Raw genomic sequence first — 25,908 nt, 5'->3', positions numbered from 1 at the left:
ATGACACGCAAAGTCCTCTGCCTCTTCTATTCGAACAGCGGGCAGACGGAGATGATCATCGATCATCTGCTGGAACCGCTGCGGCGCGACGGCGAGGTCGACCTGCACCTTGAACGGATCCGGCCCGCCACCGCCTATCCTTTCCCGTGGAGCTTCCTGTCGTTCTTCTCGGTATTCCCCGAGGCGGTCCGCGAGGTGGCGGGTGCCATCGAGGAGCCGTCCTTCCCGCGAGACGAGACGTACGACCTCGTGGTCCTCGCCTATCCGGTATGGTTCCTCTCGGTCGCGACTCCGATGATGAGCTTCCTGAAGTCCGAGAAGGCCCGCGTCCTCGCCGGCACGGACGTGGTCACGGTGGTCACCTGCCGGAGCATGTGGTCGCAGGCGCAGATCAGCATGCAGGAGCAGCTGGCACGCCTCGGCTCCAAGCTGATCGGTCACGTGACCTTCAAGGACCGCTCGGGCAACCGGCCCGTCACCTTCGTGTCGACGCCCCTCTGGCTGATCACGGGCAGGAAGTCGGTGTCGCGCTACATCCCCGAGGCCGGCGTCGCGCCGGAGGCGATCCGCTCGGCCGGCCGCTTCGGGAGGGCGATGCTGGCCCATCTCGGCCTCGATCCCGGGCCCGGAGAAGCGGTCCCGCCCCTGCGCCAATCCGAGGCGCTCACGACCACGGCCACCTCCGAGGCGGTGGGCAAGAGCATCTTCCGCGCCTCCGCGCTGCTGATCGCAACCTGCTCGACGCCGAACGGTCCGACGCGCAAGCCCCTCGTCGCCGTCTTCGTGGCCCTCCTGTTTGCTATCGCACTGACCTTCCTCCCGACCTGGGTCCTTCTGGTGCGGCTCGGTCAGCGGGCGGGCCTGGTGTGCCGCACGAGGCAGATCGTGCGGTTCGCGGGCGAGCAGGTCCAGACGGGAGGAACGGCATGAGCCTTGAGAACGGAGCGGCCGGACCGGCCGGGTCGCAGGCCCTGGCGAGGCAGCAGCTCGCCGTGCTGAAGGGCCTGCGCGCGCAGGTCGACACGCTGGAGCGCCAGCGGGACGAGCCCATCGCCATCGTCGGCATGGGCTGCCGCTTCCCGGGCGGCGCCCACGATCCGGACTCGTTCTGGGATCTCCTGCGCGGCGGCCGCCACGGCATGGTGCCGATCCCCAAGGACCGGTGGGACGCGGACGCCTTCTACGACCCGGAGCCCGGGCGGCCGGGCAAGACCTACGTGCGGACGGGCGGCTACCTGCACTGGAACGTGGACCAGTTCGACGCCGCGTTCTTCCGGATCTCGCCGCGGGAGGCCCAGTACATCGATCCCCAGCAGCGGCTCCTGCTGGAAGTGACCTGGGAGGCCCTGGAGAATGCCGGCTGCGACCCGACGCGGCTCGCCGGCAGCGCGACCGGCGTCTTCATGGGGGTCATGAACTTCGACTACTCGAAGATGCTGTCGGTGCCCTCCCGGGTGGAGGAGCAGAGCCTCTACGTGGCCTCGGGCAACGGCCACAGCGTCGTCGCCGGCCGGGTCTCCTTCGTGCTCGGGCTCCAGGGCCCGTCGGTCTCCCTGGACACGGCCTGCTCGTCCTCGCTGGTGAGCGTGCATCTGGCCTGTCAGAGCCTGCGGAGCGGGGAGTGCGATCTCGCACTGGCCGGCGGGGTCAACCTGATCCTCGGCCCCTACGGAACGCTCTGCTTCTCTCAGGCGAAGGCGCTCTCCCTCACGGGCTTCAGCCGCACCTTCGACGCGGGCGCGGACGGCTACGCCCAGTCGGAGGGCTGCGGCGTGCTGGTGCTGAAGCGCCTCTCCGACGCTGTCCGGCAGAACGACCGCATCCTGGCGGTCGTGCTCGGCTCGGCCGTGAACCAGGACGGGGCCAGCGGCGGCCTGACGGTGCCGAACGGACCGGCCCAGGAGGCGGTGATGCGCACCGCCCTCAAGCGCGCGAAGCTGCGGCCCGCGGACATCGACTACCTCGAGGCGCACGGGACGGGCACGAAGCTCGGCGACCCGATCGAGGTGCGCGCCGCCGGAAACGTCCTGCGCGAGGGTCGCTCCGCGGATCAGCCCGTGATGCTCGGCTCGGTGAAGACCAATATCGGGCACACGGAAGTGGCCGCGGGCGTGGCCGGCATCATGAAGGTCGTTCTCGCCCTGCAGAACGACGAGATCCCGCCGCACCTCCACTTCAAGGAGTTGAACCCGCACATCGCCATCGACGACGTTCCCGCCCGCATCGTCACCGAGCCGGCCCCGTGGCGGCGCGGCGGGCGGCGGCGGGCGGCGGGCGTCAGCGCGTTCGGATTCAGCGGAACCAACGCCCACGTGGTCCTCGGGGAGGCGCCGCCTCCCGCGGAGAGGCCGGCCGGACCGGAGCGGACGGCCCACCTGCTCGCGCTCTCGGCCGCCAACGACGCCGCGCTGCGGGACTTGGCGGCGCGGCACGTCGCGCAGCTGGAGCGGACCGAACCGGACCTGGGGGATTACTGCTTCACCGCCAATGCGGGCCGGTGCCACTTCGGACGGCGCGCCGCCCTGGTGGCCGGGACCCGGCCCGAACTCGTCGGCAAGCTCAAGGACGTCGTCGAGCAGGCGGCGGGCGGGGCGGCGGAGACCGAGCAGCCGAAGGTCGCCTTCCTGTTCACCGGCCAGGGCTCCCAGTATTTCGGCATGGGGCGGCAGCTCTACGAGACCCAGCCGTCCTTCCGGAATGCGATGGACGCCTGTGCCGGGCTCCTGGCCAGCCACCTCGACGTGGACCTGCTCGACGTGATGTGGGGCCGCGCGAGCCCGGAGCTGATTCACCAGACGCGTTACACCCAGCCGGCGCTGTTTGCCCTGGAATACAGCCTCGCGCAGCTGTGGCAGTCCTGGGGGATCCGGGCCGGCGCGGCCCTGGGCCACAGCGTCGGCGAGTATTGCGCGGCCACCGTGGCCGGCGTCCTGAGCCTGGAGGACGGGCTCACGCTGATCGCCCACCGGGCCCGCCTGATGCAAGAGCGGTGCACGCCGGGCGACATGTGCGCCGTCGAGGCCGACGCCGCCGAGGTGGGGGCGCTGATCGAGCGGTGGGAGGGACGGGTCTCCGTGGCGGCGATCAACGGGCCCGCCGCCACCGTCATCTCGGGCGAGCGCGACGCCGTGGCGGCGGCCGCCGCCGCGCTCGAGGGCCGGAATGTCAGGGTCAAGCGGCTGACCGTATCCCACGCCTTCCATTCGGCCCTCATGGATCCGATGCTGGAGGAATTCGAGGGGATCGCGGCGGGGCTCACGCACCACGCGTCGCGGGTCCGGCTGATCTCCAACGTGACGGGCGAGGCGATCTCCGGCCAGGAGATGGCCCGCCCCGGCTACTGGAGCCGGCAGGTCCGCGGGACCGTGCGCTTCAGCGAGGGCATGCGCACGCTGGAGCAAGCGGGATGCCGCTGCTTCCTCGAGATCGGGCCGCATCCCGTCCTGATCGGAATGGGGCAGACCTGCCTGTCCGATCCGGATTCGCGGATCTGGCGGGCCTCGCTCCGGCGCGGCCAAGACGATTGCCGGGAGATGCTCGAGGCGGCCGCCCATCTCTACACGGCCGGTGTCAACCTCGACTGGGAGAGCTACGACCGCGATTTCGGCAGGCGCAAGCTGAGCCTGCCGACCTATCCGTTCCAGCGGCAGCGCTACTGGATGGCCAACGACAAGCCGGCGCGGCTCGTCTTGGCCGGATCCCGCCGCCATCCGCTGCTGGCGTCCTCGGTGGAATCGGCGGTGGCTCCGGGCACCACGATCGCCATCGCGGAACTGGAGCCGGGCGCTCCGGAGTATCTGGCCGACCATCGGGTGTACGGGCGGGTGCTCGTGCCGGCGGCCGCGTTCCTGGAGATCGCCCTCGCGGCGGGCGCCGAGAGCCTTCGCGCCGACGAGCTGGCGATCTCGGACGTCGTGTTCGAGCAGGCCTGCATCCTGGAGGAGGGCGCAGGCCGGCAGCTCCAATGCGTCCTGACCCGCGAGGAGGGCAGCGACGCTCACGACTTCCAGCTCCTCGGCAAGGGCCAGGGCTGGAGCCGCCACGCGAGCGGCCGGATCGCGGCCGTCGCGGGCGAGGATTCGCTCGCGCTCAAGCCCGACCAGGATCTCGACGCCATCCGAGCACGCTGCGCCGAGGACCTGGTCGGGGAGCAGTGCTACGAGCGCTTCCAGACCACGGGGATCGCCTACGGCCCGGCCTTCCAGGGCCTGGACCGGGTGTCGCGGGGCCCGAAGGAGGCCTTGGCTCGGCTGAGCCTGCCCGAGGCGGCGCGCGCCTCCCCGGAGACGGGCTACCACCTGCATCCCGTCATCCTCGATTCGTGCTTCCAGTTGCTGGCCCACAGCATTCCGGACGACGGCCCGGCCGGGATCGCCTACCTGCCGGTCGGGATCGAGACGCTGCGCGTCCGCAAGCTCCCGTCCGACGGCGAACTCAACGGGCACGTCGTCCTGCGCGACGGCGGCGAGGGCAAGGCCTTCACGGGCGACGCGCGGATCCTCGGCGCCCGTGGCGAGGTCCTGGCCGAGATCCTCGGCCTCAGGGTCGTGCAAGCCGCCAAGGAGAGCGTGCTCAAGAGCCTCGGCGTCGCCGACCAGGATCTCTTGTACGAGCTGCGCTGGCTCCCCCGCCCGCTCGACGCCCCGGCCGATCCCGGAGCCGGCCGGATCTGGGTCTTCGCGGGCAGCGGGCCCGCCGGCGAGGACCTCTGCGCCGCACTCGCGGGCGAGGGCCGGCGCGTGGAGCGCCTGCCGCTCGATGGCGACGACGAGGGGCTGCTTGCCGCGATGCGCCGCATGCTCGACACGGAGGGCGCGCCGGACAAGGCGATCTTCGTGCCCGGGCCGGGCGCCCGCGGGGGGGCGACCCGCCTCGACGATCTCGCGGCGGACGCGGTTGGGCGCGCGCAGCGGGACGCCTACCTGCCCGTGCTGCGCGCGGTCCAGCTCCTCGTGAAGCAGGACGGCACGCGGGCCTTCTACCTCGTCACCGAGGAGGCGGTGCAGGGGGAGGGCATCCTCGTCTCCCCGCTGCGCGGCCTGTTCACCACGCTTCGGCTCGAACATCCGGAGGCGAAGTGGATCAGCGTCGATTTCGAGGACCGGATCGACCCGGCGGCCCTGCGCGCCGAGGTCGGCGCTGTCCCGGCCGAGGAGCAGATCGCCTACGCGCGTGAGGCCGGCGGGCTCCGGCGGTCCGTGGCCCGCCTCGCCCGGCGGGACCGGGCCGGCGGGCTGTCGCTTCCGGCGGAGAGCTACCTCCTGGACTGCGCCGAGCGCGGCGCGATCGACAACCTGCGCGTCGTGCCGATGACCCGCCGCCCGCTCGGCCGGGGCGAGGTCGAGATCGCCGTGAAGGCGACCGGCCTCAACTTCCGCGACGTGCTGGGCGTGATGGGCATGTATCCGGGGGATCCCGGTCCCCTCGGGCAGGACGCGGCCGGCGTGGTCTCGGCGGTGGGTGAGGACGTCGTGGACTTCGCGGTCGGCGACCGCGTCCTCACGATCCTGGCGGGCAGCTTCGCCTCGCACATCGCCACGCTGCCCCAGGTGGTGATGCGGATTCCCGACGGGATGTCCTTCGAGGAGGCGGCCACCATTCCGGTCGTGTTCCTCACGGCGCACTACGCCCTCAACCGTCTCGGACGCATGAGGGCCGGCGAGCGCGTGCTGATCCACGCCGGGGCGGGCGGGGTCGGCATGGCGGCGATCCAGCTCGCCCGGAACGCGGGCGCCGAGATCTTCGTCACCGTCGGGTCGCCCGAGAAGGCCGACCTGATGCGGTCGCTGGGGATCCGGCACGTCTTCTCCTCGCGCAGCCTCGACTTCCACGACGACGTGCTCCGGGCGACGGGGCAGGAGGGCGTCGACCTCGTGCTGAACTCGCTCGCGGGCGAGTTCATTCCGAAGAGCCTCGGGCTGCTCCGCGAGGGCGGGCGCTTCCTCGAGATCGGGAAGGTGGGAATCTGGTCCGAGGCGGAGGCGCTCGCGTTCCGCCCCGGCATCTCCAGCTTCACCATCGCCCTCGACGAGCTGACGTCGCAGCCGGAGCTGGTCGGCGGCCTGTTCAGGGAAGTCATGGCGGATTTCGCCGCCGGGCGCCTGACGCCGCTGCCGCGGCGCAGCTACCCGCTCCTGGACGTCAAGGACGCCTTCCGGTTCATGGCCCAGGGGAAGCACACCGGGAAGATCGTCGTCTCGCACGCGACGGCCTCCGGCGAGGCGGGCGCGTGCCGCGCGGGCGCGACCTACCTGATCACGGGTGGCCTCGGCGGGCTCGGCCTGACGGTGGCGCGCTGGATGGTCGAGCGGGAAGGTGCCCGCGAGCTGGTGCTCGTCGGCCGCTCAGGTCCCTCGGACGCCGCCCTGGAGGCCCTGCGCGGGCTCGAGGAGCAGGGCGCGCGGATTCTCGTGCGGTCGGTCGACGTCGCGGACCCGGACGCCGTCGCGGACCTGCTGCGGCAGATGGAGCGAGAGGGGTGCCCGCCGCTCGCGGGGATCGTCCACGCCGCCGGCCTGCGGGACGACGGCGTGCTGGAACAGCAGAGCTGGGACAAGTACGAGCGGGTCATGGCGCCCAAGGTGCTCGGGGCGTGGAACCTCCACCGAGCCGCGCAGCGGGCGGGGTGCGCGCTCGACTTCTTCGTATGCTTCTCGTCCGCCGCCTCGCTCCTAGGGAACAGCGGCCAGGCCAACTACGCCGCCGCCAACGCCTTCCTCGACGCGCTCATGGCCTACCGGCGCAGCCGCGGCCTCGCCGGGCTGAGCATCAACTGGGGCGCGTGGTCCGAGGTCGGGCTCGCCGCCGACCTCGTGCGGTCGAACGCCATCGCGACCGGGATGGGCGCGATCAGCCCGGAGGAGGGCGTCGCGCTGTTCGGCCAGCTGCTGCGCCAGCGCGGGGGCCAGGTGGGCGTTCTGCCCATGGACTGGAACGAGGTGCTGCGCAGGAGCGCGGGAGAGGTCCCGCCCTTCCTGAGCGAGATCGTCAAGCCGCGGGACGGGGCGCGCAAGCGGCCCGACGCGGCCGGCGCGAAGCTCCTCTCGCAGCTCGCGGCGGCGCCGTCGGCCGAGCGGGGAAGCGTCCTCACGGCGTTCGTGCAGGGCGAGCTGGCGCTCGTCCTGGGCATGCAGGGCGAGCAGAAGCTCGATCCCCGCAAGGGCTTCAAGGATCTGGGTGTCGATTCGCTGATGGCGGTCGAACTCCGGAACCGGCTGCGGAAGGGGATCGGCGACCGGGTCAAGCTCCCGGCCACGCTGGTGTTCGACTACCCGACCGTCGAGGCGCTGGCCGGCTTCCTGGGCGACGCCCTGGCGGCGCTTCCCGACGCCAAGGCCCCCGCCGCCGACGCCAAGGCCCCCGCCGCCGACGCCAAGGCCCCCGCCGCGCCCTCCGCGACGGCGCCGGCCGCGCAAGGCCCGGCGGCGCAAGACCCGGCGGCGCAGCGGGCGCCGGTCGCGCGCCCCGGCGCCGCCGAGCCGATCGCGATCGTCGGGATGGGGTGCCGCTTCCCCGGGGGTTCGTCGGATCCGGACAGGTTCTGGCAGCTGCTGACCGAGGGACGGGACGCGGTGATCGAGGTTCCCAAGGACCGCTGGGACGCGGACGCCCTCTTCGACCCGGACCCGGACGCGGTCGGCAAGACCTACGCGAAGTGGGGCGGCTTCCTGCAGGAGCGGATCGACCTGTTCGACGCGCCGTTCTTCGACGTGCCCGCCCACGAAGCCAAGTTCATGGACCCGCAGCAGCGGCTGCTGCTCGAAGTGACCTGGGAGGCACTCGAGAATGCTGGGATCCCGCCGGCCGACCTGCTCGGCAGCGACACCGGCGTCTTCGTCGGCGTGTCCAACATGGACTACGCCCGCCTTCAGGACGATCCCCGGACCATCCAGGAGGCCGGGCTCTACAGCGGCACGGGCACGGGCCTCAGCTACGCCTCGGGCCGGGTGTCGTACCTGCTCGGCCTGCAGGGGCCGAGCGTGACCCTGGACACGGCGTGCTCCTCGTCACTGGTTGCGGTTCACCAAGCGTGCCAGAGCCTGCGACTGCGGGAATCGACGCTGGCCATCGCGGCGGGCGTCAATCTCCTCCTGTCGCCGCAATCGACCATCGCCCTGTCGCACGCCAGGGCGCTGGCGCCGGACGGCAGGAGCAAGGCGTTCGACGCCTCCGCGAACGGCTTCTCGCGGGGGGAGGGCTGCGGCGCGGTGCTCCTGAAGCGGCTGTCCGACGCGGTCGCGGACGGCGATCGCATCCTGGCGGTGATCCGCGGCTCGGCGGTCAACCAGGACGGGGCGAGCAGCGGCCTCACGGTCCCGAACGGACGGGCCCAGGAGGCCCTGATCCGGCAGGCGCTCCGGCAGGCGGCGGTGGCTCCGGCGGAGGTGAGCTACGTCGAGGCGCACGGCACCGGCACCTCCCTGGGCGATCCGATCGAGATGCGCGCCATCGGCGCGGTGCTCGGGGAGGGGCGGGACGCGGGGCATCCGCTCTACGTCGGCTCGGTGAAGACGAATCTGGGTCATCTGGAGCCGGCCGCCGGCATGGCCGGCCTGCTCAAGGTGGTCCTGTCCCTTCAGCACCACGCCATCCCGGCGCACCTGCACTTCAGGACGCTCAATCCGTACATCTCGCTCGACGACATCCCGGCGCGCATCCCGACGGAACTGACCCCGTGGCGGAGCGACGGGGAGAGCCGGATCGCGGGCGTCAGCGCCTTCGCGCTGCAGGGCACGAATGCCCACGTGATCGTCGAGGAGTACCGGGACGGGGCGGACGCCTCGCCCGCGGCGGACCGGAGCCCCTGCGAGGTGCTCGCGCTCTCGGCCAAGAGCGAGCCCGCTCTGCAGAGGCTCGCCTCCGACTACGCGGCCTTCCTCTCCTCCAATCCGGATGTTTCGCTTCGCGACGTGTGCCACACCGCCCAGCGCGGCAGGGGCCACTTCGGTCACAGGCTCGCGGTGGTGGGATCCACCGCGGAGGAGCTGGTCGCGGCGCTGCGGGCGCAATCCGCCCGCAGGTTCTCGCCCGCGAGCGACCCGGGGAAGGTCGCCTTCCTGTTCACCGGTCAGGGCGCCCAGTACTTCGGCATGGGCCAGCAGCTGTACGCGTGGTTGCCGGCCTTCCGGTCGGCGATGGATCGCTGCGCGGAGATCGTCTCGCCCCTGCTCGGATGTTCCCTGCTGGACCTGCTGTGGTCCGGCGCGGATGAGCGGCGGCTGCACCGGACCGAGTACACGCAGCCCTGCCTGTTCGCGCTCGAATACGCGCTGGCCGAGGCGTGGCGCGCCTGCGGCGTGCGGCCCTCGGCGGTGCTCGGCCACAGCGTCGGCGAGTACGTGGCCGCCACGGTGGCCGGCGTGATGTCCCTGGAGGACGGGCTCACGCTCGTGGCCGCGCGGGGACGGCTGATGGGGCAGCTCTGCGAGACGGGCCAGATGATCGCCGTGGCGGCCGGCCTCCCGGAACTCGAAGGATGGCTCGCCGAGGCCGGCGGCAAGGTCGCGGTGGCGGCCGTGAACGGGCCGAACAGCACCGTCCTATCGGGCGAGACGGACTCCATCGCGGTGCTCGGCGAGGCCCTCCGCGGGCGGGGCCTGCGCGTGCGGCCGCTCACGGTGTCGCACGCGTTCCACTCGCCGCTGGTCGAGCCGATGCTGAGGGAGTTCGGGGCGGTCGCGGCGCGGATCGCGTACCGCGCGCCCGAGATCCGCATGGTCTCCAACCTGACCGGCCGGTCCATCGGCGGCGAGGGAATGGACTGGGCGGAGTACTGGCAGCGGCAGACGCGCGGCGCGGTGCTGTTCGGCGACGGGGTCGCCGAACTCGACCGGCTCGGGTGCCGGGTCTTCGTCGAGATCGGTCCTCACCCGGTCCTGACCGCGATGGGGCAGGAATGCCTGCCGTCGCCGGAGGCGGCGCTCTGGGTCGGATCGCTCAGGAAGGACCACGACGATCCGCGGGAGTGGCTCGGGGCCGTGGGACAGCTGTATGCCCGCGGTGTGCAGATCGACTGGACGGGCGGGACCGGGACGGCTCCGGCGCGCAAGCTCGCCCTGCCGACCTACCCGTTCCAGAGGAGCCGGTATTGGGTGGACGGCAAGTCCGCTGCCCCCGCCGCGACCGCTCCGGTCCAGGTCGAGGAGGTGGCGCCCACACGGGCAGACGGCTTCCTGTGGGAGCAGCTGACGCTCGCCCCGCCGGCGTCCCGGAAGGAGATCCTGACGGATCACATCTCGTCGCTGCTGGAGGACATCCTCGGAAGCGGCAGCCGCGACCGCTTCGATCTCGAGACCAACTTCATGGACCTCGGCGTCGACTCCCTCGTCGCGGTGGCGTTCAAGAACCGGATCCAGAAGAGCTTCGGTTCTCACCTGAAGATCCCGGCCATGATGGTGTTCGATCACCCGACTATCGACGGGGCGGCCGATTACCTGCTGGCCCGCATCCGGGCCTGATCGGCGCGCCGAGAGGACGCTCGTGCGGGAGAGGGAAGCTGCGCGGGGCGCCCGTCTCCCGTCCGGGAGGGGTGCCCCGCAGCGATGTCGGGACAGGTGCGCTCCCCTCTTCCCCGGACGAGGGCAGCGGGCGGGTGCTGAGCGTGATGGCGGCGTGCTCCCCGCGCCTGCCCATCGACGCGCTCGCTGACCTCGGCGAGCGCATGATGGGCGGCATCGGACCGACGGGTGATGCGGGCTCCGCTCGAACGAAGCGGAGCCCGCCCCCGCCAGCCCGCGGCGGAGCTACGCTCCGCACGGTCGAGCCAAGACCAAATCCGCCCTTCCGAAGCAATCGAGCGGATTTGGCACGCATGGTCCTCGTGTGACGTCCGGCACCGAGCGGCCCGCCGGCAGGCACTAGACTTCTTCTCACCATGACGATCGTGCGCAGACGCGCCGCGCCGCGCGCTGCCCACCCGCGCCGCACGCGCCGGACGCACTCGCTCTGTACGGGCAGGAGACTGGTTCCATGGAATACGCGAAGGTGACGTTGCCGGACCTCCTGCAGATCGCCGCCGATACGACCCCCGACGCGCCGGCGGTGGTGTTCCGGGACCGGAGGATGAGTTACGGTCAGCTGTTCGAGAGGGCGCGGCGTCTGGCCGGAGGGTTGCTCGGGATCGGCATCAAGCCCGGCGACCATGTCGGCATGATGCTGCCGAACTGGCCGGAGTTCCTCGAAGTGTACTTCGCCGCATCCTGGATCGGCGCCGTGATCGTGCCGCTGAGCGTGCAGCTCCGCAGCCTCGAGCTCGAATACGTGATCGGGCACGCGGAGATCACCGTGCTCGTCGTGCCCGACAGGTTCGACGGCGCCGACTACGTCCGGCTGATCGACGATCTCAGGCCCAAGCTGCCCCGGATCCGGCACGCCGTCGTCGTGCCCGCGGCCGGAGAGGCGGCGGAAGCAGGCCCGGGCTGGATCCCCTACGAGGCGCTGCTGTCGGGGCCGCGCGGCGAACGGGCGGCGGCGGACCCGGATCGCGTCGCGATGATCCTCTACACGTCCGGCACGACCGGAGCCCCCAAGGGCGTAATGCTATCGCACCAGAACATGATCTGGACCGCGATGAACGAGAATCGCGCCCTGGAGATCACCAACCGGGACTCGCTTCTGCTGGTGGTGCCGTTCTTCCACGTCTTCGGCGCGGTCGTGGGCATCGCCTGCGCGGTCGCGGCTGGCGCCGCGATGGTGATCCTGGACAGGTTCGACGCCGAGGAGGTGCTCGCGACCATCGAGGAGGAGCGGTGCACCGTTCTCTACGGAACGCCCACGATGTTCGTGCTGGAGCTGAATGCGCCGCGCTTCGACGCGTTCGACCTGACGAGCCTTCGCACCGGCATGATCGCCGCGGCGCCGTGCCCGGTCGAGGTGGTCAAGGACATCATGCACCGGATGCACTGCAACGTGGCGGTCAGCTACGGCCTGACCGAGACCTCGCCCGCGCTGACGGTCACGCGGTTCGACGACCCGCCGGCCATCCGGGCCGAGACGGTGGGCCGGGCGCTGCCCGGGATCGAACTGCGGGTGGTCGACGAGACGCGCAGGCCCGTGCCCCTCGGAACCACCGGAGAACTCGCCTGCCGCGGCTACGCCGTGATGAAGGGCTACTACAAGGACCCGCGCCAGACCGCGGAGATCATCGACGCCGACGGCTGGCTCTACACTGGCGACCTCGCCACCCTCGACGCCGAGGGCTACGTCCGGATCGTCGGCCGCAAGAAGGACCTGATCAAGCAGGGCGGGATGGCGATCTTCCCGTCCGACATCGAGAATTACCTCTACGAGCATCCGGCCGTCGAGCAGGTCGCGATCGTCGGAGTGCCGGACGAGGTGCTCGGCGAGCGCTGCCGCGCCTACGTCAAGGTCCGTGCCGGCCACGACCTCACGGGCGAGGACGTGGCAGCGTTCTGCCGGGATCGGATCGCCGACTATAAGATCCCCCGCGACGTGGTCTTCGTCGAGACCTTCCCGCTGACCGCGAGCGGCAAGATCAAGAAGTCGGTGCTGCGGGAGATGGCGCGGAAGGGCGCGGCGCGCGCGTGCACCGGGTCGATCGTGGAGCGGGTCCGGGACGCGGCCGGACCCTACGACAGGAAGCGGATCGTCCGCGAGTTCCTGGAAGCGGAACTCGCGGAGGTCCTGAACGGGCGCGACAGGCCCGCGCGGGCCGCCCCGGTCGGCGCCAGGGGCGTCGGCTTCCGCGACATGGGCCTGAAGTCGCTGCAGGCCATCCAGCTGCGGCAGCGGCTGAGCGAGGCGCTGGGCGACACGATCGAACTGTCGGCCACCGTGGCGTTCGAATTCCCCACGGTCGAGGAACTGTCCCAGCACCTGTTGGACGCGATCGCGGCGGCCTGAGTGCGTGGGCTCCGCCCGGACCGAGATGAGGCGCGGTTGACATGAATGAACCGATCGCAATCGTGGGCATGGCGTGCCGCTTCCCGGGCGGCGCCGGCGACCCGGCCTCCTACTGGAACCTCCTGAAGGAGGGCAGGGACGCCGTGGTCGAGGTTCCCAAGGAAAGGTGGGACGCCGCCGAGATCTACGACGAGGATCCGTCCGGGCTCGGCAAGACCTACGCCAAGTGGGGCGGCTTCCTGCAGGAGCCGATCGACCGGTTCGACGCTGGGTTCTTCAACATTCCGCCCGATGAGGCCCGCTTCCTGGACCCGCAGCAGCGACTCCTGCTCGAGGTCAGCTGGGAGGCCATCGAGAATGCGGGAGAGGACCCGACGCGCCTGCGCGGAAGCCGCGCCGGCGTCTTCGTGGGAATCTCCTACCCGGAGTATCTCCACCTCCAGCTCAACCCGCACGCGATCCAGGAGGGCGGCCTCTACGTCGGGCTCGGGGGCGTCTTCAGCGCCGCCGCCGGGCGGGTGTCTTACGTCCTGGGTCTCCAGGGGCCGTCGGTCGCCATCGACACGGCCTGCTCGTCGTCGCTGGTGGCCATACACCAAGCCTGCCTCGCTCTCCGAAGCCGGGAATGCGAGATGGCGCTCGCAGGCGGCGTCAACCTGATCCTGACGCCGCACTTCACGGACATGCTCTCCAAGATGAGGGCGCTCGCGAAGGACGGCCGCTGCAAGACCTTCGACGCGGCGGCCGACGGCTACGTGCGAAGCGAGGGATGCGGCGTCCTGGTCCTGAGGCGCCTCGCCGACGCGCTCGCGCGACAGGACCGCATCGTCGCAGTCGTCCGCGGCTCGGCCGTCAACCAGGACGGGGCGAGCCAGGGCCTGACCGTGCCGAACGCGCTGGCCCAGGAGGCGCTGATCCGGCAGGCCCTCGAGGCCGCCTCGCTGCGCCCCGCCGACATCGACTACGTCGAGGCACACGGCACCGGAACGCCCGTCGGCGACGCGATCGAGGCGCGCGCCCTCGGCGCGGTGTTCTCGGGATCCCGGGCCGAGCCCCTGACGATCGGCTCCGTGAAGACGAATCTCGGCCACCTGGAATCGGCGGCCGGGGTTGCCAGCGTGATGAAGGTTGCGCTGGCGCTGCAGAACGAACTGATCCCCCGGAACCTGAACCTCGCGACGCTCAACCCGTCCCTCGCGCTCGACCGCATCCCGGCCCAGGTGCCCGCGCAGCCGCTGGCGTGGAGGAGAGGGGAGCGCAGGCGCGCCGCCGGCATCAGCGGGTTCGCCCTGCAGGGCACCAACGCGCACGTGGTGCTCGAAGAGGCGCCCGAGGCGGTCCTCCCCGAGCCGCCGGAGGCCGACCGGCCGCTTCACCTCTTGGCGCTGTCGGCGAAATCAGAGGGCGCGCTCCGGGATCTGGCGCGCCGCTACCTCGCCATGCGCTGGGCGCCGTCGCTGGCCGACATCTGCCACACCGCGAATCTCGGCCGAGCCCATTTCGACCTTCGCATGGCCGTGACCGGCGCGTCGGTCGACGACGTGCGGGGCCGGCTGAGGACCCTGGTCGAGTCGGACTTCGAGACGGTTCCCGCCGGGGTGACGATCCCCGTCCAGCCGGCGCCGGCCCGCGCGACGGGCGTCGTCTTCCTGTTCTCGGGCGGGGGCGCGCAGTATCCCGGGATGGGCCGGCGCCTCTACGCCACCCAGCCCACCTTCCGTCGGGCCCTGGACCGATGCGCCGAGATCGTGAGCGCCTACCGCGAGGTGCCGCTGCTCTCCGTGATGTTCGGGGACAGGACCGATCTGCTCGACCGCATGGACTACATGCAGCCGGCGCTCTTCGCCTACGAGTGGGCGATGACGGCGCTCTGGCGGAGCTTCGGGATCGAGCCCGCCGCCGTCATGGGGCACAGCCTGGGCGAGTACGCGGCGGCGGCGGTGGCGGAAGTGTTCTCCCTCGAGGACGCCCTGCGGCTGATCTGCCGGCGGGGCCTCCTCATGCACGAGGTCGAGCGGTCGCAGGGCGAGGGAGCGATGGCCTCCCTGGCCGTCGGCGAGCGTGCTGCGTCCGAAGCCCTGTCGACTGTCGCGGGCCGGGTGTCCATCGCCGCGCTCAACGGCCCGCAGAACACCGTCGTCTCGGGCGAGAGGGCGGCGGTGCGGCGCCTCGTGGAAGAATTCCAGGGGAGGGGCATCAAGGCGAAGCTCCTCGCGGTGTCGAACGCCTCGCACTCGCCTCTGATGGAACCGATCCTCGAAGCGTTCGAGGAGGTGGCGGACCTCGTCGCCTACGGCCGGCCGAGCCTGCAGCTGATCTCGAACCTGACGGGCGGCGAGGCCTCGGCCGAGATCGTGTGCGATTCGGGCTACTGGACGCGCCACATCCGCCAGCCGGTCCGCTTCCACGACGGCATGCAGACGCTGCGCCGCCTCGGCTACACCCGGTTCCTCGAGGTCGGGCCGCATCCGGTGCTGCTCGGCATGGGCCAGGACTGCTTCCCGGAGGTCGACGACGACACCGCCTGGCTGCCCTCCGCCAGACGCGACGCGGACGAGTGGGAGGAGATGCTGGCGAGCCTCGGCGCGCTCTACGTGCGCGGCCACGACGTTGACTTCCAGGGCTTCGACCGGGATTACCCGCATCGCAGGAAGCTCTCGCTGCCGACCTATCCGTTCGATCGCAAGAGCTACTGGAACGACGTGTCGTCGGGCTCCCGGGCCGCTCCGGCGGGTGACCGCGAGACCGGGGCCCACCCCTGGATCGGCAAGACCCTCGCGAGCGCATCCCGTCCGGGCGAGGTCACGTGCGAGGCCGAGATCGACACCACCCGGTTCGCCTTCCTCGCGGACCATGCGGTGCTGGGGCGCATCGTGTTCCCAGCGGCGGGGTTCCTGGAACTGGTCGCGGAGGCGGTGACGGTCCGCTGGGGGAAGGGGGCGGCCTGCGTGCTGCGGGACGTTCACTTCGCGACCCCGCTCGTGCTGGATCCCGCCAAGCGCTACCGGCTCCAGTGCGTCCTGACCGCGGGGCCGGCGCCCGGCGTCGAGGCGGAGTTCGCGGTCCTCGGCTGCGAGGGGGAGCTCACCGCGCCCTGGACCTCCCACGCGAGCGGCCGGATCGAGATCCTCGGGGCCGAGCCCGCCGCGGCGGCCGCGGCTCCGGATGCCCTGCGCGCGCGGTGCCCGGAGGTTCTGACGGCGGACCACTGCTTCGCGACCTTCGCGGCGCAGGGGATCGCGTACGGGCCCGGCTTCCGCGGCGTGACCCGGGTGCTCAGGGGCCGGCGCGAAGCGCTCGGCGAGGTGGTCTGGCCGGAGGAGCTCGCGGCGGGCCCCCGCCCGGCCTACATCCTCCACCCCGCGATCCTCGACGCGTGCATCCAGGTCCTGTCCCAGTGCGTCGACGGCGCGAAGGACGGCGATGCCGCCCGCGTCGGACTTCCCGTCCAGATCGACAGCGTGGCGTGGACCGGGACCCTCCCGGCCGGGAGACTCCTCAGCCACGCGGTCCTGCGCGAGCAGTCCGAGACCCGGTATTCCGGTGACGTCACGATCCTGGATGCGGACGGGCGGACCATCGCGTCGGTCCAGGGGCTCACGGTCTCGCTCGTGGCGCAGGGGCAGCTGCGGCGGATGCTCGGCCGGTCCCTGCACGGCTTGCAGCACGAGGTGACCTGGGTGCCGCAGGAGGCGGCGCGTCCGGCATCGACCCCGTCCTCCGGGCAGACCTGGCTCGTCTTCGCGGATCGGGGCGGGGTGGCAGAGAGCCTGCGCGCCCGCTGCGAGGGCGCCGGCATCACGCTCGTCGAGGTCGCACACGCGTGCACGGCCCTGTCCGCCGCGTCCGGCGACCTGGATGCCGACGCCTGCGCGTCGGTCGTGCGCGAGCGCCTCGGCGCAGGGGCGCTCGCCTTCGACAAGGTGGTGTTCCTCTGGGGGCTGGACGAGTCCTTCTCGTGCAATCCCACGCCCGACGCCCTCGCCGCCGATCAGCGCCTCGGCTACGCGTCCCTGCTCGCCGTCGCCCAGGAACTCGTCCGGACCGGACGGGAGCGGCCGCTCTACGTGGTGACCCGGGGCGTCTACGCCGACGCCCCGGGCGCGGCGCCGGCCCTCTCGCAGGCGCCCCTGTGGGGTCTGGCGAAGGTGATCCAGATCGAGCACCCGGCGCTCGACTGCGTCGCCATCGACCTCGGGGAGGATCCGTCCCCGCTCTTCGACGAGATCGCCTCGGATGCGCGCGACGACCGGCAGGTCCGCTACGCGGGCGGCACGAGGCTCGTCGCCCGGCTGACCGCCAAGGCGGCGGGCGCGACCGCGCCGGCGGCGGACATCGACGCTGCCAAGACCTACCTGATCGCCGGGGCCTTCGGCGGGCTGGGCGTCGAGACCGCGCGCTGGCTGATCGCCGAGAAGGTGGTGCGGAGCCTCGTCCTCGTCGGACGCCGGGCGCCCTCGCCCGCGGTGTCGCAGGAGATCGAGGCGTGGCGGGCGCAGGGCGTGCAGGTGCTCGTGCGCATGACGGATCTCGCGAACCTCGGCGAGGTCGAGGAGCTCTTCGCGGAGCTGGATTCCGGCGCGATCCCGCCGCTCGGAGGCGTGATCCACGCCGCCGGCAGCCTTCGGGACGCCGCGCTGGCGGACCAGACCTGGGACGACTACGCGGACCTCCTTCCCGCCAAGGTATTCGGGGCCTGGAACCTGCACCGGGCGAGCCTGAGGCTGCGCCAGCCCCTCGGGCTCATGGTGCTGTTCTCCTCGGCCTCGTCGCTGTTCGGCTTCGCCGGCCAGTCGAACTACGCGGCGGTCAACGCCTTCCTGGACGCCCTGGCGCATCACCGCAGCGGGTTGGGCCTGCGGACGATCGGCATCAACTGGGGCGTCTGGGCCCGGATCGGCCGCGTCGCTGACCTCGCCGAAGGGTCTCTCAGGGAGGCCGGGATCATCGCCCTCGACCCCGAGGAGGGAATGGCGCTCCTGGAGGCGATCCTGCGCGACGGCGGGGCGCGGCAGGTGGGTGCGCTGGCGGTGGACTGGCCGCGCTTCCTGCGCACGCTCCACGGCGAGGCGGGGGTGCCGCGCTTCCTCGAAGCCTATGGCAGGACGCCCGCGCGGGGCGCGCAGCCGAAGGGCGACGTCGTTCAACGCGTCCTCGGGCTGCCCGCATCCGAGCGGCGTACCGTGCTGGCGCAGGTCGTCCAGGCCGAGGTGGCGCAGATCCTCGGCCGCGGCCGGGACGAGTCCCTGGATCCGCGGATCGGGTTCTCCGAACTCGGGATGGACTCCCTGATGACCGTGCAGCTGCGCAACCGGCTGAAGAAGCAGTTCGGCGAGCACGCGCGAATCGCCGCCTCCCTGGCCTTCGACCATCCCAACATCGAGGCGCTGTCGGAGTACCTGGATGCCGAGCTGGCCCGGCGCGGCGCCCCCGCGGCCCCCGCGGCCGCTCCGGCCGAGCCGGCGCGAGCCGCCGCGCCGGACGAGGACGCGGTCGCCATCGTCGGCCTGGGCTGCCGGTTCCCGGGCGGGGCCTCCGATCCGCAGGCCTACTGGTCCCTGCTGAGCGAGCAGCGCTGCGGCATCGTGCCGGTGCCCCGCGAGCGCTGGGACAACGACGCCGTGTACGACCCCGATCCGGACGCGGAGGGCAGGACGTACGCGCGCACGGGCGGGTTCCTCCAGGAGCCGGTCGATTCCTTCGATGCGGGCTTCTTCAGGATCGTGCCGGGCGAGGCGCGGCTCCTCGATCCGCAGCAGCGCCTCATGCTCGAGGTCACCTGGGAGGCCCTGGAGGATGGGGGAATCGTCCCGACGGAGCTGCGGGGAACTTCGACCGGCGTGTTCGTGGGGCTCTCCTACTCGGACTACGCGCTCCTGGTGCAGCGCGCAGGGGTCACCGGCGGCGGCCTCTACGCCGGCACCGGCAGCAGCGCGAGCTTCGCCGCGGGACGGATCTCGCACTTCCTCGGCCTGCAGGGGCCCTGCCTGACGCTCGACACGGCGTGCTCCTCCTCGCTCGTCGCCCTGCATCAGGCCGCGCAGAGCCTGAGGCGCGGCGAGTGCACGCTGGCGGTGGCGGGCGGCGTGAACCTCATGCTGGCGCCGGACAACACCATCCTGCTGTCGCGAGCGCGGGCGCTGTCGCGGGCCGGCCAGTGCCGGGCCTTCGACGAGGCGGCGGACGGCTTCGTCCGGGGCGAGGGCTGCGGCGTCGTGATCCTGAAGCGGGTGCGGGACGCGCTCGCGAACGGCGACAGGATCTACGCGGTCATCCGCGGCTCCGCGGTGAACCACGACGGGGCGAGCAGCGGGCTCACGGTCCCGAACGGCTCGGCCCAGGAGGCCCTGATCCGCAATGCCCTGCGCGTCGCGGGCGTCCAACCCAACGAGGTCGACTACGTGGAGGCCCACGGGACCGGCACGCCCCTGGGCGACCCGATCGAGGTCCGCGCCCTCGGCGCCGCGCTGGGGGGAGACCGGAGCAGGCCGCTGCTTCTCGGATCCGTGAAGACGAATCTCGGCCATCTCGAAGCCGCGGCCGGGATCGCCAGCATCATCAAGGTGGCGCTGTCGCTCGACAACGAGCTGCTGGTGCCTCAACTCCCCGTGGAGCGGGTCAACCCGAACATCGCGCTCGACGAGATTCCCGCGCAGGTGCTGGTCGCGCCGCTCGCCTGGAAGCGGGACGACGCCCCGGAGACGGGGACCGCGAAGCGCCGGATCGCGGGCGTCAGCGGCTTCGCCCTGCAGGGCACGAACGTCCACGTGGTCCTCGAAGAGGGACCCGCCGCGACGGCCCGCGAGAGGACGGCCGCCGGCGAGGCGGAGCCGCCGGCGGGGGCGGCCTGCCTCCTCGGCGTGTCGGCCCAGAGCGGGGCGGCGCTGCGTCAGCAGGCCGCCCGCTACGCGGAGGCCCTCGACCGGGCCGAAGCGGGCTCGCTCCTCGACTTCTGCTGGAGCGCCAACACGGGCCGGGCCCAGTTCCCCTGGCGGGCGGCGGTCGTGGCCCGCACCCGGGAGGAGATGAGCCGGAAGCTCGTGGCGCTCGCCGCCGGGGAGCCGGCCCCGCCCGCCGAGCCGAAGCGGATCGCATTCCTCTTCACCGGACAGGGCTCGCAGTATCTCGGGATGGGGCGGCAGCTCTACCAGACCTTCCCGGTGTTCAGGGACGCGCTGGATCGCTGCGCGGCGCTGCTGCGCCGGGAGCGCAGCGTGGACCTGCTCGACGTCATGTGGGGAGGCGGCCCGGACGGCGGCGAGGAGCGCCTGCACCAGACGGAGTACACGCAAGCCGCCCTGTTCTCGCTGCAATACGGGCTGGTCGAACTCTGGAAATCCTGCGGCGTGAGCCCGGCTGCCGTCCTGGGTCACAGCGTCGGGGAGTTTGCCGCGGCCGTGACGGCCGGCGTGCTCGGCTGGGAGGACGGGCTGCTTCTGATCGCCGACCGCGGACGCCTGATGCAGCGCGGGACGGAGCCGGGTGCGATGGTGGCGATCGCGGCCCCGTCCGATGCGGTGCACGAGGTCGTCGCGCGCCACGCCGGCAGGGTCGGCGTGGCGGCGGTCAACGGGCCGCGGAGCATCGTGGTGTCCGGTGAGGCGGCGGACGTCCGCGAGGTGGCGCGGCACTTCGAGGCGCAGGGCGTTCCGGTCAAGCCGCTGCAGGTCACGCGGGCCTTCCACTCGCCGCTGATGGATCCGATCCTGCAGCCCTTCGAGGCACGGGCATCCGAGGTGGCGTTCGCGCGGCCGCAGATCCGCTTCGTCTCGAGCCTGACCGGCGCGGAGGCCACCGACGAGATCCGCACGGCGCGATACTGGACGGACCAGCTCCGGCAGCCAGTCTTGTTCGGCGCCGGCGCGCAGGCCCTCGTCCGGGACTCGCAGGAGTGGCACGTCGTCGAGATCGGCCCGCGGCCGACGCTGCTCGCCCTCGCCCAGGACTGCGTCCCCGATCCGGCCCGCCATCTCTGGACGCCGACGATGGGGAGCAAGCGGCCGGGGGCCGCGGACGAGAGGGAGACGGAGGACGCATCGTTCCTGCACGCGCTCGGCCAAGCCTACGCGAGCGGCGCGCCCGTCCGCTGGCGGGGCGTCGATTTCGGCGCCGCGCCGCGCAGGGTTCGGGTTCCGACCTATCCCTTCCAGAGGAAGCGCTTCTGGATCGAGACGCGGCCGGGCCGCCGCGACCCCGCGCCGTCCGGCACGGTCGCCGCGGCGCGGCCGCTCCTCGGCACGCGACTGGAATCCCCGGTCCTGTCGGACAAGGCGGTGCACGAGGTCGAGCTCGCCGCGGAATCGTTCGACTTCGTGAGGGACCACGTCGTCGCGTCGGCGGCGACGGGGCCGGTCTTCCCGGCGGCAGGGTTCATCGAGATGATGCTCGAGGCCGGCCGCGAGGCGAGCCCGGCCACGCCGGTCGGCCTGGAGGCCGTCGCGTTCGAGAATCCCGCGATGCTGCGTCCGGGAGAGAGCCACCGGCTGCAATGCGTCGTCAGCCCGCGCGCGGCGGGGGACCGGACCTCCGGCGAGATCGAGATCCACTTCAAGGACGGGCCGTGGACCCGCTGCGCGACCGGCCGTTTCGGGCCCGGTGCCGCTGCGCGGGCGGATGCGGTCGACATCGAGGACGTGCGGCGGAGGTGCCGCAGCGCGCCGAGTGCGGATCTCTACGCCGTGTTCGACAGGATGGGCCTTCGCTACGGGCCCGCGCTGCGGCGCATCGAGGGCCTCTGGAAGGGTGATGGCGAGGCGCTCGCGCGGATCCGCGGCCCGGGATCGGACGCCGTCGGCGAGGCGACCCCGCGGTTCGTGCTCGACCCGGCCGTCCTGGATTGCGGCATGCAGTCCTTCGCGAGCTGCCTGCCCGAGGGCGTCCTCGGCGAGACCCTGATCCTGCCGGTCCGGATCGGCGCGCTGCGATGCTTCGGCGCGCTCGGGGACGCGCGCGCGGTGTGGAGCTACGCCCGCCTCGTCTCGCAGTCCGGAACGGGCAGACGGTCCTATACCGGCGACGTGTGGATCCTCGACGACGCGGGTGCGGTGCTGGCCGAGATCCGGGGCCTGACCGTGATGGAGGCCAGCCTCGGCACGGCCCGGGATCTCACCTACGGCGTCCGCTGGGAGCGAACCCCCGCCGCGGCGCAGGCGCTCCTCGGCGGGACGACCCTGGTCTACGCCGAGGACGGCGCGGATCAGGCGCGCCGCATCGTCGAGGGACGGCTCGGCCCGCGGGCGGCCGGCTGGCACGTCGCGCAATCCCTGGCGGAAGCCCGCAGCCTCGTCGCCGACCAAGGGGTGAGGAGCGTCGTCTTCGTGGCGGGCGATGCCCCGCTGCTCGACCCGCGGCGCGGCTACGGCCCGTGCCTGGAGCTGATCCGCGCGCTGTCGCGGGCGCAAGGGAGCCGCGCGGGCGCGGCCGAGCGGCCGCGGCTGCTGGTCGTGACGCGGAACGCGCAGGGCACCGGCCTGGAAGCGGCGCCCCTCAGCGTCTCCCAGGCGCCCCTGATCGGGCTCGCGCGCGTCGCCCGCCTGGAATGCCCCGAGATCGCCGTCCGGCTCATCGACGTCGAGGCGGGATCGGCGGAATGGGTGGAGGAGGTGCTCGCGGATCCGGCCGAGAGCGAGGTGGCGATTCGCGGCGGCGTCAGGTACGTCCCGCGCCTGACGAGGCTCGCGGATCTCGGCACGGCGCCCGACCGCCCGCTCTGCGACCCGGGCAAGAGCTACCTCGTGACGGGCGGCCTCGGGGCGCTGGGCCTCGACGTGGCGCAGTGGCTCGCCGAGCAGGAGGGCGCCCGGACGCTGGTCCTGATCGGCCGGAGCGATCCTGGTCCGGAGGTCCGCGACAGGATCGACGCGCTGCGGAGTCGGACCGGGGCCCGGATCGAGACGGTCGCCCTCGACGTCGCCGACGCGGACGGTCTGCGGGATTGGCTGACCCGGCACGTCCGAACCCGGACGCTCGGTGGCATCGTCCACGCGGCGGGCACGCTCGCCGACGCGACCCTGGAGCGCCAGGACTGGGACAAGTTCGAGGCGGTCGCGCGTCCCAAGGTCCTCGGCGCGTGGAACCTGCACGCGGCGACGCAGGACCTCGCCGTTCCTCTGGACTTCTTCGCGTGCTTCTCGTCCGCGGCCTCGCTGCTCGGCAATGCCGGGCAGGCCAACTACGCCGCCGCGAACGCGTTCCTCGACCTGCTGATGCACGAGAGGGCACGGCTCGGCATGCCGGGCCTCTCGGTGAACTGGGGCAACTGGGACGGGAAGGGCCTGGCCGCCGCGCTGCGGGGCGACCATGGCCCGGCCGGGGCAGGGGCGGCCGGGCGGACGCTGATGGATTCCGGCCTGGCCCTTCGCGTGTTCGGCCGCCTGCTGAGGGGCCGGGTGGCGCAGGCCGGCGCGTTCGACATCCGCTGGGCGGAGATCCTCAAGGGGAGTCAGCGGGTGAATGCCGGAACCTTCCTTGCCGAATTCAACGAAGCGGAGGCGGACGTGCCGGACACATCGAGTGCCGCGCCGAGGACGCTGGCGGACATCGTCGCGGAGAGTGCGCTGGCGGAGCGGGCGGAAGCGGTCGGCCGGTTCCTGCAGGAGGAACTGTCCGAGGTTCTGGGTGCGCGGGTGGACCCGAGGGCGGGGCTCGTCGAACAGGGCATGGACTCGCTCGCGGCGGTCGAGTTCAGGAACCGGCTCAAGGGCAGGGTGGGGTACGCGGTCGCGATTCCACCGACAGTGATCTTCGACTACCCGACCCTGGACGCGCTCGCGGCCTACCTCCTGGCGCGGTTCGAGGACCAGGAGCCTCGCCGGGGCGCAGACGAGCCGCGACCGGCCGTGCGTGCCCTGCCCGAAGCGGGCCTCGGCGGGCCGGGACTCGCGGACGACGAGGTGGAAGACGAATTGCGCGCCCTGATCGAGGCCGAGCTCAAGGTGCTCGAGGGAACGGGCGCGGACGCCGCGGAGGAGCTGTCATGACCCTCGACAAGACATGGTTTCACGCCGCGGCTCCCCGGCCGGGCGTGCGGCTCAGGCTGGTCTGCTTCCACTACGCCGGGGGTGCCGCGCAGATGTTCAACACCTGGCAGCGCAGGATCGCCCCCGAGATCGAGGTCTGCGCGGTCCAGTTGCCGGGGCGGTGGAGCCGCCTGAAGGAGGCGCCCCTGCGCAGCGTCCCGGCAATGGCCAAGGCCGTCGCGGACGTGTTCGAGCCTCTGCTCGACCGGCCCTACGCCGTCTTCGGCCACAGCCTCGGGGCCGCGGTCGGGTTCGAGCTGATCCACGCGCTCGCGGAGCGGGGATCGCGGCTCCCGGTCCACTTCTTCGCGTCGGCGCGCCACGCCCCGCATCTTCCGAGCGCGGTCCCGTCGCTCCACCGGCTCCCGGAGGCGCAGTTCATCGCGGTGCTTCGGGACCGCTACGCGGCGCTGCCGCGGGAGATCCTGGAGGACCCCGAGATGCTGCCGATCTTCCTCAACGTCCTGAGGGCCGACCTGGAAGCCATCGAGACCTACCGCTACGTCCCGCGGGCGGCCCTGTCCGTTCCGATCACCGCGATGGGCGGCACCCGGGATCCGGCGGTCGCGCAAGCTCAGCTCGAGGCCTGGGCCGACCTGACCACGGCCGGCTTCGCGGTCAGGATGTTCGATGGCGATCACTTCTACCTTCGCCCGAAGGAGGACGAGGTGATCGCGGCGCTCCAGAAGACCCTCGAGCCGGAGTTGATCGCCTGCTGCGGCTGACCATGCGGCGAGGAACCGGCTACGGTGGCGAGGCCAGCATTCCGCGCTCCTCGGCCGCGCGGGCTTGCCGGGACGGGACATGCGGGAGAGCATCCCGCCGACAGCTTATGAATCGAACCGGCGTCTCATCGTCGGCCCGCCGTCTTCGGAGCGATCCTTGAGGATGTTCCCGCCGAACGAGGTCCGGGTCTGGCGGGCGCGCGTCGGGCGGCAGCCGGCGGGATGGCTGCCGCTGGCGACGGGAACGCTGTCGGAGGAGGAGCGCGCCCGTCAGGCCCGCTTCGTCCGCGAACGGGATGCCGAGCTGTTCGCGCTCGGTCGCGCGATGCTTCGCCGGGTCCTCGCGGCGTCCATGGACGTGGCGCCCCGCGCGGTGACGTTCGAGGCGGGGCCGTTCGGGAAGCCCCGACTCGCGGCCGCGCATCGGGCGCCGTTCCGGTTCAATCCGACGCATTCCGGAGACCTCGCCGTGGTCGCCATCACCGTCGGACGCGAAGTCGGCGTGGACGTCGAGGCCGTGCGCCCGCTCAAAGATCTCGAGGGGCTCGTTCGAGCGACCTTCTCCGCCCGCGAGCAGCGGGACATCCTGGCCGCCCCGGAGGCCGGCCGGCTCGCGTCGTTCTTCGCGGCGTGGGCGAGGAAGGAGGCCGTCGTGAAGGCGCTGGGGCACGGTTTGCGCTTTCCGCTGGACGCCTTCGACGTGGAGGTGAGCCCGGAGGCGCCCCCGGCGCTCCTGGCATCGCGGGAGGCGGCGCTGGTCCCCTCCGCCTGGATCATGCACGCCCTGCCGCCGATGGCCGGATACGCGTCGGCGCTGGCAGTTGAGCGTGCGATGAATTCCGCGGTGACGTGCGAGGAATGGACCTGCGCCGCCTCCCCGTGAGGTGGCGCACAGATGCCGCGCCTAATGCGAGTGAGATTGGCGCCCGAGTTCCCCGCCCGGGACATGGAAGCCAGTCATGACGCCGCATCGGTTCACGGTCGGGCAGATCGTCACCTATTCCCAGACGCGTTTCCCCAACATGCTCAGCGGGGCCCAGTGCAGGATCGCGCGCCTGCTTCCGACCAGGCCCCAGCCGCTGGGGCCTGAGTACTTGATCCGGTGCGACCGCTTCGCCCGCGAGCTCATCGTGGGCGAACATGAACTCAGCGAGATCCGGTCACCGAGCGGAGGGGGCAGCCGGGCCGAACGTCCGCCCGGGCGGCAGCACGCCCGCACGACCATGCCGGGGACCCCTGGCGGGCCGTGGCAGCCACCCCGCGCGGCGTTGGCGCGAAGACCAAATCCGCGATTCCGAACGAAT

The 25,908-nt window shown here is 72.1% G+C and carries 6 protein-coding genes; all 6 read left to right on the top strand.

Annotated elements, in window-relative coordinates:
• The 6 genes from M446_RS00855 (at window position 1) to M446_RS00830 (ending at window position 25,487) form a co-directional block, all read left to right on the top strand.
• Window positions 1–930: a flavodoxin family protein gene (locus M446_RS00855; protein ID WP_012330170.1), complete on the top strand. Its 930-nt coding sequence runs from the start codon at window positions 1–3 to the stop codon at window positions 928–930.
• Window positions 927–10,457: a type I polyketide synthase gene (locus M446_RS00850; RefSeq protein ID WP_012330169.1), complete on the top strand. Its 9,531-nt coding sequence runs from the start codon at window positions 927–929 to the stop codon at window positions 10,455–10,457. The genes M446_RS00855 and M446_RS00850 overlap by 4 nt, the downstream gene beginning before the upstream one ends.
• Window positions 10,458–10,968: 511 nt before the next feature.
• On the top strand, window positions 10,969–12,861 hold the full coding sequence (locus M446_RS00845; RefSeq protein ID WP_012330168.1) for a long-chain-fatty-acid--CoA ligase: 1,893 nt from the start codon (window positions 10,969–10,971) through the stop codon (window positions 12,859–12,861).
• A 41-nt stretch (window positions 12,862–12,902) separates the two neighbouring features.
• Entirely contained in the window at window positions 12,903–23,840 is a 10,938-nt protein-coding gene (locus M446_RS00840; protein WP_012330167.1) for a type I polyketide synthase, read from the top strand.
• Window positions 23,837–24,604 carry a thioesterase II family protein gene (locus M446_RS00835; RefSeq protein WP_012330166.1) on the top strand — a complete coding sequence of 256 codons (768 nt, stop codon included), beginning with the start codon at window positions 23,837–23,839 and terminating at the stop codon, window positions 24,602–24,604. The genes M446_RS00840 and M446_RS00835 overlap by 4 nt, the downstream gene beginning before the upstream one ends.
• A 163-nt stretch (window positions 24,605–24,767) precedes the next feature.
• Window positions 24,768–25,487, top strand: a complete 720-nt coding sequence (locus M446_RS00830; protein WP_012330165.1) for a 4'-phosphopantetheinyl transferase family protein — start codon at window positions 24,768–24,770, stop codon at window positions 25,485–25,487.
• Window positions 25,488–25,908: the final 421 nt, after the last annotated feature.

It is taken from the genome of Methylobacterium sp. 4-46 (assembly GCF_000019365.1).
In the GTDB taxonomy this organism is placed as follows: Bacteria; Pseudomonadota; Alphaproteobacteria; order Rhizobiales; family Beijerinckiaceae; genus Methylobacterium.
This window is presented reverse-complemented; position numbering and strand designations above follow the sequence as displayed.